Annotated in this window: 22 protein-coding genes; 13 read left to right on the forward strand and 9 right to left on the reverse strand. The window is 66.2% G+C overall.

The genetic code is table 11. The annotated features are described in order from the left end of the window. The first annotated feature begins 3 nt into the window (after nucleotides 1-3). The 10 genes from ROP_RS20035 to ROP_RS41380 all read left to right on the forward strand — a co-directional run bounded on the left by ROP_RS20035 (nucleotide 4) and on the right by ROP_RS41380 (nucleotide 6,674). The gene (locus ROP_RS20035; protein ID WP_012691235.1) at nucleotides 4-666 is read left to right on the forward strand and encodes a cutinase family protein; all 663 of its coding nucleotides are present in this window, start codon (nucleotides 4-6) and stop codon (nucleotides 664-666) included. Continuing rightward, the gene (locus tag ROP_RS44250; RefSeq protein ID WP_148222500.1) at nucleotides 641-1,183 is read left to right on the forward strand and encodes a phage gene 29 protein family protein; all 543 of its coding nucleotides are present in this window, start codon (nucleotides 641-643) and stop codon (nucleotides 1,181-1,183) included. The genes ROP_RS20035 and ROP_RS44250 overlap by 26 nt, the downstream gene beginning before the upstream one ends. Continuing rightward, entirely contained in the window at nucleotides 1,180-2,274 is a 1,095-nt protein-coding gene (locus ROP_RS20045) for an N-acetylmuramoyl-L-alanine amidase (protein WP_043825031.1), read from the forward strand. The genes ROP_RS44250 and ROP_RS20045 overlap by 4 nt, the downstream gene beginning before the upstream one ends. 18 nt (nucleotides 2,275-2,292) lie before the next feature. Next, complete coding sequence (locus ROP_RS20050; RefSeq protein WP_012691238.1) at nucleotides 2,293-2,559, forward strand: hypothetical protein; 267 nt, start codon at nucleotides 2,293-2,295, stop codon at nucleotides 2,557-2,559. Beyond that, on the forward strand, nucleotides 2,552-3,052 hold the full coding sequence (locus ROP_RS20055; RefSeq protein ID WP_012691239.1) for a hypothetical protein: 501 nt from the start codon (nucleotides 2,552-2,554) through the stop codon (nucleotides 3,050-3,052). Before ROP_RS20050 ends, ROP_RS20055 begins: the two co-directional genes overlap by 8 nt. Beyond that, nucleotides 3,049-3,396, forward strand: coding sequence for a hypothetical protein (locus ROP_RS20060; RefSeq protein ID WP_012691240.1), 348 nt, complete (start codon nucleotides 3,049-3,051; stop codon nucleotides 3,394-3,396). The genes ROP_RS20055 and ROP_RS20060 overlap by 4 nt, the downstream gene beginning before the upstream one ends. A gap of 1 nt (nucleotide 3,397) precedes the next feature. Continuing rightward, nucleotides 3,398-4,357 (forward strand): hypothetical protein, encoded by a 960-nt coding sequence (locus ROP_RS44850; protein ID WP_012691241.1) that lies wholly within the window; start codon nucleotides 3,398-3,400, stop codon nucleotides 4,355-4,357. 256 nt (nucleotides 4,358-4,613) lie between these two features. Beyond that, nucleotides 4,614-5,021, forward strand: a complete 408-nt coding sequence (locus tag ROP_RS40540; RefSeq protein ID WP_012691242.1) for a hypothetical protein — start codon at nucleotides 4,614-4,616, stop codon at nucleotides 5,019-5,021. Between the two features lie 77 nt (nucleotides 5,022-5,098). Then, complete coding sequence (locus ROP_RS20070; protein WP_012691243.1) at nucleotides 5,099-5,536, forward strand: hypothetical protein; 438 nt, start codon at nucleotides 5,099-5,101, stop codon at nucleotides 5,534-5,536. A gap of 4 nt (nucleotides 5,537-5,540) precedes the next feature. Next, a complete protein-coding gene (locus ROP_RS41380) occupies nucleotides 5,541-6,674 on the forward strand; it encodes a hypothetical protein (protein ID WP_012691244.1) in 1,134 nt (377 codons plus the stop codon). Between the two features lie 54 nt (nucleotides 6,675-6,728). On the opposite strand, the gene ROP_RS20085 is transcribed toward ROP_RS41380, so the two are convergent. The 4 genes from ROP_RS20085 to ROP_RS20100 form a co-directional block, all read right to left on the reverse strand. Continuing rightward, a complete protein-coding gene (locus ROP_RS20085) occupies nucleotides 6,729-7,097 on the reverse strand; it encodes a hypothetical protein (protein ID WP_012691245.1) in 369 nt (122 codons plus the stop codon). 39 nt (nucleotides 7,098-7,136) lie between these two features. Beyond that, the gene (locus tag ROP_RS20090; RefSeq protein ID WP_012691246.1) at nucleotides 7,137-7,955 is read right to left on the reverse strand and encodes a tyrosine-type recombinase/integrase; all 819 of its coding nucleotides are present in this window, start codon (nucleotides 7,953-7,955) and stop codon (nucleotides 7,137-7,139) included. A 121-nt stretch (nucleotides 7,956-8,076) separates the two neighbouring features. Further along, nucleotides 8,077-8,250, reverse strand: a complete 174-nt coding sequence (locus ROP_RS43230) for a hypothetical protein (protein WP_012691247.1) — start codon at nucleotides 8,248-8,250, stop codon at nucleotides 8,077-8,079. Nucleotides 8,251-8,424: 174 nt separating this feature from the next. Further along, nucleotides 8,425-8,898 carry an ArsI/CadI family heavy metal resistance metalloenzyme gene (locus ROP_RS20100; RefSeq protein ID WP_012691248.1) on the reverse strand — a complete coding sequence of 158 codons (474 nt, stop codon included), beginning with the start codon at nucleotides 8,896-8,898 and terminating at the stop codon, nucleotides 8,425-8,427. 93 nt (nucleotides 8,899-8,991) lie between these two features. Between ROP_RS20100 and ROP_RS20105 the strand changes: the two genes are divergently transcribed. Next, a complete protein-coding gene (locus ROP_RS20105; protein WP_012691249.1) occupies nucleotides 8,992-9,351 on the forward strand; it encodes an Rv2640c family ArsR-like transcriptional regulator in 360 nt (119 codons plus the stop codon). Between the two features lie 15 nt (nucleotides 9,352-9,366). Here the strand turns inward: ROP_RS20105 and ROP_RS20110 are convergent, their stop codons facing one another. Further along, nucleotides 9,367-9,840 carry a hypothetical protein gene (locus ROP_RS20110; protein WP_050785111.1) on the reverse strand — a complete coding sequence of 158 codons (474 nt, stop codon included), beginning with the start codon at nucleotides 9,838-9,840 and terminating at the stop codon, nucleotides 9,367-9,369. A gap of 86 nt (nucleotides 9,841-9,926) precedes the next feature. Continuing rightward, a complete protein-coding gene (locus ROP_RS20115) occupies nucleotides 9,927-10,292 on the reverse strand; it encodes a YybH family protein (RefSeq protein ID WP_012691251.1) in 366 nt (121 codons plus the stop codon). A gap of 101 nt (nucleotides 10,293-10,393) precedes the next feature. Between ROP_RS20115 and ROP_RS20120 the strand changes: the two genes are divergently transcribed. Next, nucleotides 10,394-11,293, forward strand: coding sequence for a LysR family transcriptional regulator (locus ROP_RS20120; RefSeq protein ID WP_012691252.1), 900 nt, complete (start codon nucleotides 10,394-10,396; stop codon nucleotides 11,291-11,293). 4 nt (nucleotides 11,294-11,297) lie between these two features. Here the strand turns inward: ROP_RS20120 and ROP_RS20125 are convergent, their stop codons facing one another. Genes ROP_RS20125 through ROP_RS20135 form a run of 3 tightly spaced genes read right to left on the reverse strand, consistent with a single transcriptional unit; the run spans nucleotide 11,298 to nucleotide 14,196 of the window. After that, nucleotides 11,298-12,065, reverse strand: coding sequence for an SDR family oxidoreductase (locus ROP_RS20125; RefSeq protein WP_012691253.1), 768 nt, complete (start codon nucleotides 12,063-12,065; stop codon nucleotides 11,298-11,300). Next, nucleotides 12,062-12,802, reverse strand: a complete 741-nt coding sequence (locus ROP_RS20130; RefSeq protein ID WP_012691254.1) for a fumarylacetoacetate hydrolase family protein — start codon at nucleotides 12,800-12,802, stop codon at nucleotides 12,062-12,064. The genes ROP_RS20125 and ROP_RS20130 overlap by 4 nt, the downstream gene beginning before the upstream one ends. After that, entirely contained in the window at nucleotides 12,799-14,196 is a 1,398-nt protein-coding gene (locus tag ROP_RS20135; RefSeq protein WP_012691255.1) for an MFS transporter, read from the reverse strand. Before ROP_RS20135 ends, ROP_RS20130 begins: the two co-directional genes overlap by 4 nt. Before the next feature lie 226 nt (nucleotides 14,197-14,422). Here ROP_RS20135 and ROP_RS20140 point away from each other — a divergent pair, with 226 nt between their 5' ends. Then, entirely contained in the window at nucleotides 14,423-15,496 is a 1,074-nt protein-coding gene (locus ROP_RS20140) for a D-2-hydroxyacid dehydrogenase (protein WP_043825038.1), read from the forward strand. Nucleotides 15,497-15,499 lie beyond the last annotated feature (3 nt).

Below are 15,499 nucleotides of genomic sequence, written 5' to 3' on the forward strand. Positions count from 1 at the left end.
TCGATGCGTCGTCTCGCTGCTGTTGTTCTGTCGTGCGCAATGGTCGTCGTCGGTGTGGTGGTCGCACCGGCGGCGGCGCAGGCGGCGTCGTGTGCCCATCAGATCGTGGTCGCTGTCGGCGGCAACGGTGACCCTGGTGCGCACGCGATGTCCCCTGCATTGGACCGGTACCGGGCGGGCGGTGCCGACGTGCGGGTCGTCCCGTACCCGGCGAGTGTGTGGCCGCTCGGCCCGGTGTCGTACGACCAGTCCCGCGCTGAAGGGGTCCCCGCCGCGGTGCACGCGATCGAGCGTGCCCGCCTCGAGTGCCCGCGGGCGGAGATCGTGGGCACCGGGTATTCGCTCGGTGCGTCGGTGATGGGTGATGCGGTGCAGGTCACGTGGGTGCGTGACCGGTTCCGTGCCCGCCTGTATGCGGATCCCCGGCAGCCCGGGGGTGTGGAAACGGTGTGGCCGACGATCGTCCCCGGCATCAGCATGCTCGGGGGCCGGCCCCCGTTCCCGGTCCCGGTGGAGCAGGACTGCTTGCGCGGGGACGGTGTGTGCGACATGCGCCGCAACGTCGCCGGAACCGTCGACAGTGTCGCCGGCTACTTCACCCGGCACCCGAACTACGGCGGCATCATGGCGACACCTGACGGTGCGCCTGGTGTGCGCTGGTACTGAATCCGAATCGTTCACCAGGAGAACTGAAATGCCAACAGGTTTGCTGCTTCAGCATGAGTGCGACATGAACAACCCGGAAGAACATTTCCTGTGGTCGTATGTGGCGCTCGAGTTGACGCACGGTCACAGTGTGCCGTTGCTGACGAAGCCGGAGATTCTGCGGAAGTGGTCGGCCCGGCAGTACAAAGCCGGGTACCGGCACAACCCCGACCTTCAGGAAATCGAGTACGTGCCGCCGGCGATGGGGCACAGCCCGTTCGGTCCGACGGGCACATGGGTGGACACCGCGAAGGCCGTCGAACTGAAGGCGAAGAACGAAGCGATCCAGGCGGAGCAGCTGGCTGCCATGCGGAAGCAGGTCGCCGAAATGATGCCCGATGTCGTCGGCCGCCTCGAAGGGCTGTCCGACGAAGAACGCGCTGCCGCTGCCGAAGACCTGAAGAAGCAGTTGCAGGACCAGATGAAGAAACTTGCCGACGCGCTGACCGTGTTGGATGCAGATGGAAAGAAGGAATGAGAGTGACTGTCAACGAGATTGACCAGACCGGCGAGTACGCGAACTACTCGAGCAGGTGGGGTTCGCGGGTGCGGCTGTTCGTGCTGCACACGCAGGAAGGACCAGGCACCGCGCAGTCGTTGGCGAACTACTTCCGATCGGCGGAAGTGAGCTACCACTATGTTGCGGACAACAGCACGTGCATCGACGTGATCGACACCGACTACGCATCGTGGTCCGTCCTCGACGCCAACCCGTACTGCATCAACCTGTGCTTCGCCGGGTCCCGCGCATCACAGTCCCGCGATGTGTGGCTGCGGCAGTTCGGTGACGCGATCGACTACGCCGCGTTCCTGTTCGTGCAGGATGCCCGCAAGTACAACCTCGAGGCTCGGGTCATCGGGTGGGACGAGATCGGCCGCGGGAAATCCGGTGGCACCGACCACCAGGGCATCACCGAAGGGTTGGGCATCGGCACCCACACCGACTGCGGCCCGAACTTCCCGTGGGATGTGTTCGCCGCCGCGGTGCTGAAGCACGCGCACGGTCAGGCTGTGGTGCAGCCGGCACCCCCGGCCCCGAACCTCATCGACGCCGAAGCGGTCCGGGCCGGTGCCTGGTTGGGTGCCCGCGTCACCGCGGGGGAGCAGCCGCTGCCCGGGGACACCGGGCGCATCGCCACGTTCGAGCACGGGTCGGTGTACTGGAAGCAGAACGCGCAACGTGCGATCGCTGTGCCGTCCGCGCTGATGGATGCGTACTCGCAGTACGGGTGGGAGACGGGTGCGCTTGGCTTCCCGATCGGTGACCACACCGTGCTGGTCGACTCGAGCGGTGCGCCGTGGGGTGACGTGCAGGGGTTCGAAGGCGGTGCCCTGTACCGACGGTACGGGCAGCCCGGGTTCGCGGTGTGGGGTGCGATCCGTGAGCGGTGGAACCGCAGCGGGTTCGAGAACGGAACCTTCGGCTGGCCGACCGGCGTCGAAGTCACCAACAGCGACGGGTCGAAGCAGCAGCAGTTCGAGCGGGGACTGATCGTGTGGTCCCCCGACGGCACGACTGCGCTGAAGCCTGTCGACGGTCCGGACACCATCGTGCCGGACATCCACTGAAGAAGGGTGCACCACATCATGAGTACGACGAAGCTGTCCCTGAACCCCCTGAATTACAGTGCATCGCAGATCGCGAAGTTCCTGGTATCGGTGATCGGTTCCCTGGTCATCATCCTGGGTCTCGCAGCTGTCGAGTTCGCTGACGGACCGCTCGCGCAGGTGGGGGTGTGGGCTGCCGTTGCGGCTGCATTCCTGACCCCGATCGGCGTGTTCCTCAAGCGCGCTACCCCCGTCATCGAGACGTGGGAGAACAGCGACCGCGGCGCACACGAAGCTGATGCCTGACCGGTTGGTGCGCTTCGTGTTCCGCAGACTGCACGCGGAGCGCATCACCGGCCCGATCACCCGCCGCGTCAACGGGCACCGCGGAAAGTTCTTGTTGCTGTTCGCGTTCATCTATCTGTTCGTCGGCTACGGGTACCTGGTGGTCATCACCGCGGGCAGGCGGCAAACGTTCGGGTGGCTACCGGAATGGTCGATGGGTGTGCTCGCCTGGCCGTGGCTGATCGCAGCAGGTGTCGCGATCCTGTCGGCGTGGAAACGGGTACCGCCGCGCACCGACCGCTTCGGGTTCATGGCGATCGCCGTGGTGCCGATGCTGTGGGGTTGCCTGTTCCTGATTTCGTGGGTCCTCGAGTATTCGCAGACAGGGTGGCTGTCGTCGGTCACGTATTTCGCGCTGGCATCGATCGTGGTGCTGGTGTCGTCGTGGCCGAACGCGGTCGAAGTGACTCCGATGTTTCGGGTGATGCCTCACCCCCTGGACGGTGATGAATGAACGCAAACGGTCCCCTGTGGACGCTGGCCGGCATCATCGTCACAGGCATTGTGACGATCCTGGTCGCGCGTACCACCAGTCGATCGTCGCAGCAGGCTGCCGTGCAGTCGGCGGTCGAACCGATCCGCGCGAAGGCGGAGCAGGAAGCGTACGAGTCCGCGGCCGGGTATTGGCGTGAGCAGATCGCGGGGTTGCGCGCACAGGTAGCTGAACTGGAATCGAAGGTGAACAACCTTGTGACGCAATCGGAGCAGCGGGAACGGCAGAACAAGGGTCGTATCCGGCAGCTGGAACGAACGTTGATCGATCACGGTATACCCGTTCCAGATTGGGAAGGGGAGTGACATGACGATTCCCAACGGCCCCGGGGGTGCAACCCCGGGGCCAGGGTCCATCACCGGCAACGATGGTTCTGTGCCGAGTCTCGCCCAGCAAACAGAAGAGAATGTCGTCAATCAGAAACGGGCTGACCTCTATAACAGTGGCTGGGGAGCAGCGTCAGGCGGTCTGTGGGGTGGGATCGCGGGCGGGTTTCTGGGGATCCTGATCGGCGCATTGACTGGGGGCCGGTTCTTCACAATCGGTGGTGCTTCCACGTACACAACTGAGCAGCGCACTAATCAGATCGCACTGGAGAACCGCATCGAGCAGTTGCTTTCTGGCGGCACTCGCTACACGTACATGATTGACAGCACGTGGACGAATCCCGGCCCTGGAAAAATGATCGGCGTTGCCATCCTGAATGCAGGTATGTCCGGGAATGCGATGCTAGGCGGCGTAGGCGCGAAGTACGTCTACCAGGAATGGAAGTCTGAGCAGTTGCCTGCAACCGTGTCAATCGACGTTGGCACCGCTGCCGGTCAGACCTCCAAGTTCGGCAACCTGTTGTCTGGATCGTATTCGGGCGGTGGCATTTTGACCCCTGAAGGAATCATGGAGACCAACGGCAGCGCGGGTGATGGCGGTCGCGGGGCGAACTATGTTGATGGTTCGTCGGTGTCCGGGACTTCGGGTACTGGCAACGCGCTATCCGCTCCGGGTGTGTACAGCCCATCTGGCGTCGGAGGCCAGGGTGGGAATGCACCAACGAATCGAGTTGCAATTGCTGGCGGCGGCGGCGGCGGCGGTGGTGGCTATTTCAGCAGCCTCACTGACAGCACAGATCTACGAGGGGGACCGGGCGGATGGCCCGGGGGCGGCGGTGGCGGTGGTGGCATTTGGAAGACCAGCATTGGCGGCAACCTGTCCCGCCATGCGCCCGGCGCGGGTGCCCCGGGCGCTGTCTTCGTGACAGTGAGGGGATGAGAATGCAAGCAACACTGTTGATCCAAGATGTGGGCGGGATGCCCCCCCATACGAACATCTACCAACTCGATGAGCCGCTCTACGGGTTCGGCTACCTCGCGGTGTGCGCGTTCCCAGAAGTGGATCAGACATTCATCGTTGGGTGCAACTCTGATGGTCTAGTCGAAGAACCCACTATGCAGGGTATTTACCACTCACCGTATGTTCCGCACACGGAAGCGTTGGCGGCGTGCGGATATCAAGAAGGCGGTGCATGATGCCTATCCTCGTTGCGCACTTCGGCGACATCGCGGATGTCGACGAAACCGAGACAGTTGACTTCTGGTGCAAGACGATTCGGCAGGGCACCACCGAACGCGACATCGTGACCAACGTTCGCCGTGGTTTCCCCCTGATCGCGGGCGAACTGGAAACGTCGAACCTGCAACCCGGCCCCGCGGTGGTGGCATGGCGCGACCAGATGCACCAGATCACGATCCCCGATGTCGACGGGGAAGTGAACCTGTGGCCGCTGATCGACGCCGGAATGACGGTGCCCACGATGGTCGCCGGGTTCGTCCGCAACGCGGGCGGCGTCAGCCGCATCGCCCGGGTCACCGAAGCGGAGATCGCTGAACTCGAGCAGGATCCCGAAACGTTCTACGTGGTCATGCCCAACCCCTAACCCCCCGAGTTCCAACCAACCCCCGGCCGATCCGCGGTCGGGGGTTTTTCGTACCCAAAACCTGAAAGGGAACCATCATGGCTGTTACCGCGAAGGCATACGGGCTGTTCCTGAAGTCGTTGCTGAACAAGGAAATTGACTTCGACAGCGACGACATTCGTATCATGCTCGTCACTGCCGGGCACACCCCCGACCAGGACACCCACCAGTACAAGAACCAGGTGACGAACGAAGTGTCCGGCACCGGGTACACCGCGGGTGGTGTGGCGCTGGCATCGAAGACGGTGACGTACACCAGCGGCACGAACACCATCACCCTGGACTGCGCCGACCCGTCGTGGTCGACAGCAACGATCACCGCCCGGTACGCGATCGTGTACGACAACACCCCCGCAACGGATGCGACCCGCCCCCTGATCGGGTACATCGACTTCGGTGCCGATGTGTCGTCGACGGCCGGCACCTTCCAGATCACCATCGATTCAGCGGGTCTGCTGACACTGACGGCAGCGTGACCTGATGCCCCTGTTCAATAGGGGGCAGGCACCCCTGAGAATGGTGCTCGGTGGTCAGCAGGTGCTGCGGGTCATCCTGGACGGGGTCGTGGTGTGGGATGGGACACGGCCGGCGCTGGTGCAGCTGGCAAGGTTGCGTGCGACGGTCGCGTTCCCCGCCCCGGTGGTCCGCGCCGACGCGGTACCCGACACGGTGCCGGTGCTGTCGACGATCGGTGCTGCGATGCCGGCCCCGTCGGGGGTGGTCGGTAGCGCGGTGGTGCAGGCCCCGCGCATGCAGACGACGGTCGCGCTACCGACGCCCGGGCTGATCACCGACACCGAAGTCGACGTGCTGCCGGCTGAGATCTCGGTGGTGATGCTGACCGCGACGGCGTCGGAGAACTTCGACGGTGTGGTGTCCGCACCACCGATGACGGTCGCCGCTGCGATGCCGGTGCCGGTGGTGGCGACGGGGTTCTTCGTGGCTGCTGTGTCGATGTCGGTGTCGGCTGCGATGGGCACACCGATTGTGACGGTGTCGTCGACGGGCATGGTGCCGGCGGTGTCGATGCTGGCGTCGGTGTCGATGCCGGCCCCCGCGGTGACTGCGGGTGTGAACGTGGCGGCGGTGAAGCAGATGGTGAACGCGCTGATGCCGGTGCCGGTGATCTTCGCGCAGCGGAACGTGAACATCGCGGCCGTGAAGATGTCCGGGTCGGCGGCGATGAACGCCCCGGTGGTGTCGGGCAGCATGAACCCGCAGGGCATGCAGCGCACCACAGCAGCGCTGACGTTGGCACAGAACACGTACACGAAGATCACGCCGATGCAGGCGAAGTCGGGGTACGAATCGACGATCACCTCGGATGGTCTGGTCATGCCGGGTGGTGGGGTGTGCAACCTGTTTGCGCGCATCACATGGAACCTGAATTCGGCGTCGGAGCGGCGGATCAGGATCGTGAAGAACGGGTCGACGGTGCTCGGCGAAACGATCTCGAGCGGCACGCACACCACGTTGGATGTGACGGTGAACAACGTGACGCTGACGGCGTCGGATGTGTTGACCGTCGAAGGGTATTCGACTGCGAGTACGTCCTCGGGTCGTGTGCTGGATACGGCAGCGGGTGTCACCTACCTGACGGTGACACCGAACTGATCAAACGAATGGACCCCTCACCTTCACCGGGTGGGGGGTCCATTTTTTGTGCGTTCAGCAGCTGCCTGTCTTCGCCTGCTCGAAGGCTGCGATGACCATCTTCTGTTCGAGCGCCGGGGTGGTATCCCATGCGGGCGACGACTGGGATTCGGTCAGGTAGTAGTCGAGCACCTCGTTGGCGTTGACGTTTGGATCGAGTTTGCGCATGTTGTCGAGCATCATCAGCAGGTCGTCGCAGTGCACGTCGAATTCTGTCGGTACGTCGGCCACCTGTTCGGCGGGGTTGTCTACCGGCGCACCAGGGAATGCAGGCGACGGTTCGGCGGTCGGCGTCGACGGTGTGGTGGTGTCGTCGGCGTTGGAGCAGCCGACCAAGGCCGCGCACAAAACGGCGGCACTGACCAGGGCGTGCGTGATTCTCATGCCTGCATCGTCGCACGAACCGGACAGTTCGTTACGTGATCAGGCAGCTGCGTTCATCGCTGCCCGCAGTTCGTCGTCGTCGACCGCGGTGTAGACCTGTGTCGTAGCGACGCTCTCGTGGCCGAGTAGCTGCTGGACGGCGCGGATGTTCCGGGTGTTCCGGTAGGCGCGGGTGGCGAACCGGTGCCGCAGTTTGTGCATCGTCCAGTCGTCCGGCAGTAGTTCCGTCATCAGCTTGCCCACCCAACGCGGCGACAGGTGGCCGCAGTCGTTGCCGGGGAATGCCCACCCGCGCGGGAGACGACGCAGTTCGGCCGCGATCTCGTCAGGTAGTGGCAGTACGCGGTCCTTCCTACCCTTGCCATGGACGACGAGCGACCATCCGCACAGGTCTTCGGAGAGGTCCCGGCTGTGGACCAGGGCGACCTCGGCGCGGCGTAGGCCGCACTCCGACGCGAGGCGGAGCATGACGCGTTCGCGGGGTGTCGCCTTCATGAGCGCGGTTGCGTAAACGGAGTCCGGTGCCGGGCGTGGCTTCGGCTTGGCCGGTGCGACGCGGGGCAGTGCAGCCGCTGGATTCTCGGTCGCACGTCCCGAACCGACCATCCAGCGGTAGAACGCGAGCAGTGATCCGCGGTATCCCCGCCGCGTCTCGATCGACCAATCCTGCCGACCCGCCCACAGGGTGAGCTGGTCGCCGTCGACCTCGAGCGGTGACGGCGCGCCGAACGTGCGGGCCACTCGGCGGAGGTGGTTGAGCCGTGTGCCGATGGTCGTCTCGGGTGCGCCGCCAGCGCGGAGTGCGGTAGCGAAGTCGTCCAGGTATGGAACCCAACCGACTGGTACGGATTTGGTCATGGCGCGATGTTCCCCCCTCTATTCAGTTACCAGCGAGTCACCCCGAACCTGTATCGGTGCAGGTCAGCGTGTCTCGTCACAGTGCGTAACGTGTTGCGCGAACCTAACGATTGTCTTCGGGCTAGGCACTGGCGCGAGGCGCGTCGGGGTGGTCCCGGGTGAACGCGATCGCCGCCAGAAGCGCCTCGGGATTTGCGTGTGAAAGCACCCCGACTGCAAACTGCTGCTGATCGTCGGTGAGCGTTCGCCATGCTTCAATCGCCGCATCGCGGTCCGCGTAGGTGATCGCGATCATGCCGCGATCCGATCCGGAACGGGGCTACTAACCGGGCGAGGCCGGAAGTCGACAACGTCGCCTGTAGACGTGCCGCGTGTATCAGACCAAGAGGTTAGGGGTTCGAATCCCTTCGGGCGCACCAAGAGACCCCGTCATCCATACAGGTGACGGGGTTTCTCTTTGTCGTGCGACCTAGCAGCACGACGTGCCGGCGGAGGCCTTCTCGCCGTCTGCGGCGGTGCCGCAGCAGGTGCTCTCTTCGGCTTCGGGGTCGGGGTGCCGGGGGCTCGACCCGAACGTCTCGGAGTCGGCGAGGACGGTGTAGACCTCCCATTTCTCGCCCGCGGGGCCGGTGACCCACGCCTTGTCCTGGGTGGCGAAGCAACAGGTGGTGCCGATCTCCTCGTCGGTGAAGAGGCCTTCCCCGGTCAGCCGGGCGATCTCGGACTGCACCTCGGCGCTCGATTCCACCTCGACGCCGAGGTGGTTGATGGTGCCGCCGTTGCCGGGGTTCTCCAGCAGCACCAGTTTGAGGGGTGGCTGTGCGATGGCGAAGTTCGCGTATCCCGGCTTCAGTTTCGCGGGTCGGGTATCGAACAGTTTCGAGTAGAACATGACGGCCTCCTCCAGGTCGTCGACGTTGAGGGCGAGTTGTGCGCGGGACATGAGAACCTCCACCTGTGTGACATATGTCGAATTACTTGCCCTCTCAGAATCCCACCTTTTTGACATATGTCAAGAAGGTGGGAGGATGGGTTCATGCCCAAGACGTTGCCGGTCGTAGACGTGTCCGCACCGATCTGCTGCGCGCCCGTCTCGGCCGCCCCGATGACCGACGATGCGGCCCTGCATCTCGCGCTTCGTCTCAAGGCCCTGGCCGACCCCGTCCGGCTCAAGCTGATGTCGATCCTGCTGACCGCGAGCGGGGGCGAGGTGTGCACCTGCGATCTCGCGACCGGCGTCGGCCTGTCCGAATCGACGGTCAGCCACCATCTCGGTCAGCTCAAGAAGGCGGGAATGGTGCAGTCGGTCCGGCGCGGGATGAATGTCTTCTACGGCGCGCGGCCCGATGCCCTCGACGCCCTGCGGGTCGTCCTCGACCCCCACTGCTGCTCCTGACGCAGGCCGGGACGATCACGACGTTCGCGTGCTCGATTCGAGCCCGATGGTGGTGGTGGTCGAACCGAGGCCGATCCGCGGCCAGCCGGCGGTGACCGAGATGAAACCCGACACGGGGATCGCGTCGAGCCAGTAGTGCGGCTCGGTCCGGTACTCGGGCGGCCCGCTCCCGCACGGCTTCGACGCCGCCGCCGGATGGTAGGGGTCGGCTTCGCCTTCGATGTCGTCGACGCGCGCCCGCACCGACAGATAGGACCACCGCGTCGACGGATCGTCGGGGTCGGACAGTGGGCGGGTCTCGTACTGCGCCAGCTCGGCGGGCCTGCCCGTCGCGGTCAGCGCCATCCGGAGTTGGAGGCCGTCCGGGAATGCCACGATCTCGAACAGCTCGAGCGTGAGGTGGTCTTCGGCGGTGAGGAGCAGGGGGCCGTGCACCCGGTGTCCTCCGGTGGTGGGTGGTGCTACTGCCGGCCAACGCGGTCTGCGCATGACCCCTATGATCCCACTCATCCGAATGCAGATGCAATGGTGGACAACGAAGTTCATGCCGTGTAGGGGTCGGCGCAGACCGGGTCTCAGCTGGTGGGCGGGGCGAACTCCGGCTGGTCGAGGAGTCGGAGCCAGGTTCCGTCCGGCTGCCTGCGGACCACCTGCGCCCGCGCGCCCGATCCGTCCTTCGGCGGGGTGGACGTGAGCGCGATGTCGTCGCTGATCAGGGTGGGGAGCGGTGTCTCCGGTTCGAAGTGCGGCGCGTTCGCGAGCACCGACTCCCATAGTTTCTGTATGGCGGCCCGGCCGACCGTGCGGCTGCCGGGCGGGTACGCCATGACGGCGTTCTCCTCGTACAGGGCAGCTACTCCGGCCGCGTCGCCTGAGTTGCTGCGCTCGACGAACAGTCGGGTGAGGTCTTCGGGGTTCTGGGCCTTCTCGTAGTCGGTCACCGGGAATCCTTTCGTGAGTGAACTGCTGTCCCTTTTCAGGGTGGTGCCGCCGCAACCGGAAGTCCAACAGATAGTTCTGCTGAATACTAGAATTATTGGTTATGGAGTTGAGGCAGCTGGAGTACTTCGTCGCGGTCGCCGAGGAAGCGAACTTCACCCGCGCCGCGGAACGGGTCCACATCAGCCAGTCGGGCATCAGCGCGCAGATCCGGCAGCTCGAGCACGACCTCGGCGCCACCCTGATCGACCGCTCGAGCCGGACGGCGACGCTCACGGCGGCGGGGGAGGCGGCGCTGCGGCACGCCCGCGCGGCACTCGCCTCGGCCGACTCGATGCGGCAGGCCGTCGACGATGTCAACCAGCTGATCCGCGGCAGGCTCGTCGTCGGGATGGTCACCGCGTGCACGATCAAGCCGCTGTTCGACGCGCTGTCCGCGTTCCACGTCGCGCACCCCGGGATCGAGATCACGCTGACGGAGGACAGCTCCGACCGGCTCGTCGACCGCGTCCGCGCCGGTGCGATCGATCTCGCGCTCGTCGCCACCTCGACCGCCCCGCCGGACGGACTGGACGCCTACCCGATCATCAGCGAGGGGCTGGTCGCCGCCGTGGCGCCGGACCACCCGCTGGCGGGGCGGTCGCGCGTCACGCTGGCCGAACTCGGCGACCATTCGATCGTATGTATGCCGACCGGAACGGGTATCCGGACAGTGTTCGACGAGGCGTGTGCGGCCGCCGGTCTGCGTCCCGGCATCGCCCTGCAGGCGAGCGCGCCGGACGCCGTCGCCGACCTCGCGATCCGCGGGCTGGGAGTCGCGATCCTCAGCGAGTCGATGGCCACGGACTACCGGGGCCGGTTGACGGCGGTCGCGCTCGACGGCGTCGACATCCCCGCCGTCCTCGCGCTGGTCTGGAAGAGCGTCGGGGGTCCTGCGCTCCGCGAACTCGTCCGGCACACCCGCCGATCTTTCGGGGAACTGCAGACCGAACCGGCCCGATAGTTCCTCACACGACCGAGGTCATCCCGCCGTCGACGAAGATCACCTGACCGTTGACGTAGCGGGAGGCGTCCGACGCCAGCCACACCGCCGGGCCCACGAGGTCGTCCGGGGTGCCCCACCGGCCCGCCGGCGCGCGGCCGCGGAGCCAGGCGTCGAACTCGGCGTCGTCGACGAGAGCCTGCGTCATCTCGGTGTGGATGTAGCCGGGCGCGAGGCCGTTGATCTGCAACCCGGAACGCGCCCACTCCGCAGTCATCGCGCGGGTCAGATTCCGCAGCCCGCCCTTCGCGGCGGTGTACGGCGCGATGGTGGGCCGGGCCAGGTCGCTCTGCACCGAGCAGACGTTGACGATCTTTCCGCTCCCACGGCCGATCTGGAACCGGGCGACCGCACGCCCGACGAGGAAGGCGCTGGTGAGGTCGGTCGTGAGCACCCTGTTCCAGTCGTCGAGAGTGACGTCGAGCAGGGGCTGGCGGTGTTGCAGCGCAGCGTTGTTCACCAGGATCTCGATCGGCCCGACCTCCGACTCGATCCGTTCGACGGCTTCCGTCACCCGTTCGGGATCGGTGACGTCGAACGCGTACGCGTGAACCCGGGTGTCGCCGAACTCCGCGCCGAGCAGCTCACGTGCCTGCGCGAGACGTCCCTGTGAGACCCCGTTGAGGACGATCGTGGCGCCCGCACCGGCCAGGCCCCGCGCGAGTGCGTAGCCGATTCCCCGGCTCGATCCGGTGACCAGAGCGATGCGCCCGGACAGATCGAAGAGGTTCACAGCGCACTCACCGGGTTGCTCAGCGTGCCGATGCCGTCGAGCGTGATGTCGGCCCGGTCGCCCGGTTCGACCGGGCCCGACGTCAACGGGCAACCTGTGAGCACGACGTCTCCCGGCCCGAGGGTCAGATACCGGGTGAGGTGGACCAATTGCTCGGTGACGTTCCACGCCAGCTGCCGGGTGGACGCCTCCGCAACGGTGATGCCGTTGACGCCCACGGCGATCGGCACGTCGCCGGGGTCGAGGTCCGTCTCGATCCACGGGCCCAGCGGTGTGAAGCCGTCGCCGTGTTTCGCCTGGGTGAGCTTGTCGTCCAGCGCGATCTGCTCGACGGCGGTGACGTCGTTGCCGATCGTGTAGCCGAGAATCGCGGACGGGACGTCCTCCGGGCGCAGCCTGCGGCACGTGCGCCGGATGACGACGGCCAGTTCGCCCTCGACGACGACCTTCCCCAACCCTTCGTCGGCGAAGATCGGATCGTCGGGGCCGATCACCGTGCGCGCCGACTTCATGAACGCCTGCAACGGGAGGTTCCGGTCTCCGGGCGCGCCGTTGTGTGCCATCCCGAGCAGGACCCGCGGTTCGGCGGGCGCGAGCAGTCGTGCCCCGTCCACGTCGTGCGCCGGTCCGGTGAACGTCATCGTGTCCGCGAACGGATCGGCCACCTCGTGCCAGCGACCGTCGCGCAGGCAGACAGGCCGCGGTCCCGAATCGGTGGCGATGCGGGCCAGCCTCATGCGTCGACCCGATTGTCGGACGGGACGACGGCATCCGGGCCGTGCGCCGGGTCGGCCATCGCGTCCCACGCGAGCCCGAGGTCGCGGCCGCGGGTCTCGGGTGTCACGAACGTCGTGGCGAACGTGATGACGCTGAGGACCAGCACGTAGATCGCGAGCGGCACCCAGGAGTTGTTCATCAGCGACAGCAGCAGCGCGCCGACGAAGGGGGCGATTCCGCCGGCGAGGATCGCGCTCGTCTCCCGCGCGACCGCGACGCCGATGTAGCGGTGACGGTTTCCGAACAGCTCGGGCAGGGCGGCGCACTGCGCGCCGAGCATCACGTTGACGCCGATGCCGTAGCTGACCGCGAGGGTCGCCACCACGAGGTAGGGGTTGCCGAGCGAGAGCAGCCACCACGACGGGACGGCGAGGACGAGTTGCAGCGCCGCACCGAACCGGTACACCCGCATCCGCCCGAAGCGATCCGACAGCGCGCCCGAGAACGGGATGACGAGCATGCCGATGGCGGCGCCACACGCGATGGCGAGCGGTCCGATCGACTTGCTGACGCCCACCACCGTCGTCACGTAGCTGATGCCGAGGGTCTGGAAGATGTAGGAGCCGCCGTTCTCGGCCATCCGCAGGCCGATGCCGCGGAGCACGCTGGGCATCGAGTTGCCGATCAGTTCCCGGAACGGGCTCTCGCTGATCTGGTCCTGCTTCTCCAGCTTGATGAACGTGGGGCTCTCCTGCATGCGGAGCCGGATGAACACGGCGACCGCGATGAGGAAGATCGACGCCAGGAACGGCACCCGCCACACCCAGGCCAGGAGCAGTTCACGATCGATCTGGCCGAGGATCGCGAACACCCCGGACGCCATGAGGGTGCCCACCATGATCCCGACGAAGGGGAGTGCGGAGAAGAACCCGCGGCGCGAGGTGGGGGAGTACTCGGCCATCAGTGTGGTGGCACCGGCCTGCTCGGCGCCGGCGCCGAAGCCCTGCAGCAGTCGCAGCGCGACCAGCAGGATCGGCGCCCAGATGCCGACCTGGGCTCCGGTGGGCAGCACGCCGATCAGGGTGCTCGCCCCGCCCATGATCGCGATCGTGATCATCAGGACGGCCTTGCGTCCGAGGCGGTCGCCGAGGGCGCCGAAGAACAGACCGCCGATGGGGCGGGCCAGGAATCCGACGGCGTACGTGCCGAAGCTGGCCATCAGCGCGGCCGACGCCCCCATCGCGGGGAAGAACAGCTCACCGAAGATCAGCGCCGATGCCAGTCCGTACAGGGCGAAGTCGTAGTACTCGAGTGCGCTGCCGATGGAACTGGCGAGCGTCGCGCGTTTGAGGTTCGCGGCGTAGTCCGGGTCGTCGGAGGCTCGGACGGGTGCGCTCTTCGATTCTGGGGACATCTTCTGCTCCGTTGCGGACGGGACCACGTTCATCGCGGTCACAAACAGGTCGGTGTAGTGACCCAGGTCACTGGCATGGCGAGGACCCTACCGCGCGCAGCGTGATTTGTCATACGTAATTGAAAGTGTTGACTCAATCACATGACTAGTGCAGAGTTTTTGTCCTGAACATATGGTCAGTCTCGGCCCCTGCCGACGGACCTGGCCCGTACCGAAGGAATCTGCAGTGAGCGCACACGACTCGAAGCCACACGACGGGCGACTCCGCGTAGTCGCCGCGACCCCCGTGAGCGAGGAACTCATCGGTCTCGTCACCCGGGCGGAACCGCGCATCGACTTCATCCGCGAGCAGGATCTGCTGCCGCCCTCCCGATTCCCGGGTGATCACTCCGGCGACCCGTCGTTCACCCGGACCGCGGAGCAGCAGAGGGCCTTCGACGACCTTGTCGATTCGGCGCAGGCCTTGTACGGCGTGCCCGACGAGACTCCCGCGGCGCTGACGAGAACGGCGCGCGTCAACCCCGGCCTCCGCTGGGTGCACACGATGCCGGCCGGCGGCGGAGCCCAGGTGAAGGCGGCCGGACTCACCGACGAGCAACTCGGCCGCATCGCCTTCAGCACCTCCGCGGGCGTGCACGCCGAACCGCTCGCCGAGTTCGCCGTCTTCGGCCTGCTGGCCGGGGCCAAGACCCTCCCGCGGCTACTCGCCCAGCAGCGCGACAAGGCGTGGAGCGGCCGGTGGGCCATGGGAACCGTGTCCGGGCAGCGCATCGTCATCGTCGGGCTGGGCAGCATCGGCCGGGCGACGGCGCTGAAGTTGAAGGCCCTCGGCGCCACCGTCGTGGGAACGAGCAGGCGCGACACCGCGGTCGAGGGAGTCGACGAGATCGTGCACCCCGACTGCCTGGCCGACGTGGTCGGCGACGCGGACGGCATCGTCGTGACGCTGCCCGGCACCAGCGCCACCGAAGGCCTCGTCAGCGCAAAGGTATTCGGCGCCGTCAAACCCGGGGTGACGGTGGTGAGCGTGGGCCGCGGCACCGTCGTCGACGAGGTCGCCATGACCGCGGCGATCGAGGACGGGCGGGTCGGGTTCGCCGCGCTCGACGTGTTCGCGTCCGAGCCGCTGGCTTCGGACAGCCCGCTGTGGACTCACCCGAACGTGCTGGTCAGCCCGCACACCGCGGCGTTGAATCCCGCGGAGGATCGCCTCATCGCGGAACTGTTCGCGCGCAACGCCACCCGGTTCCTCGACGGCGAGGAACTGATCAACCGCGTCGACACCGTCGAGTTCTACTGAGGC

Origin of the sequence: Rhodococcus opacus B4 (assembly GCF_000010805.1) — a bacterium.
Lineage (GTDB): Bacteria > Actinomycetota > Actinomycetes > Mycobacteriales > Mycobacteriaceae > Rhodococcus_F > Rhodococcus_F opacus_C.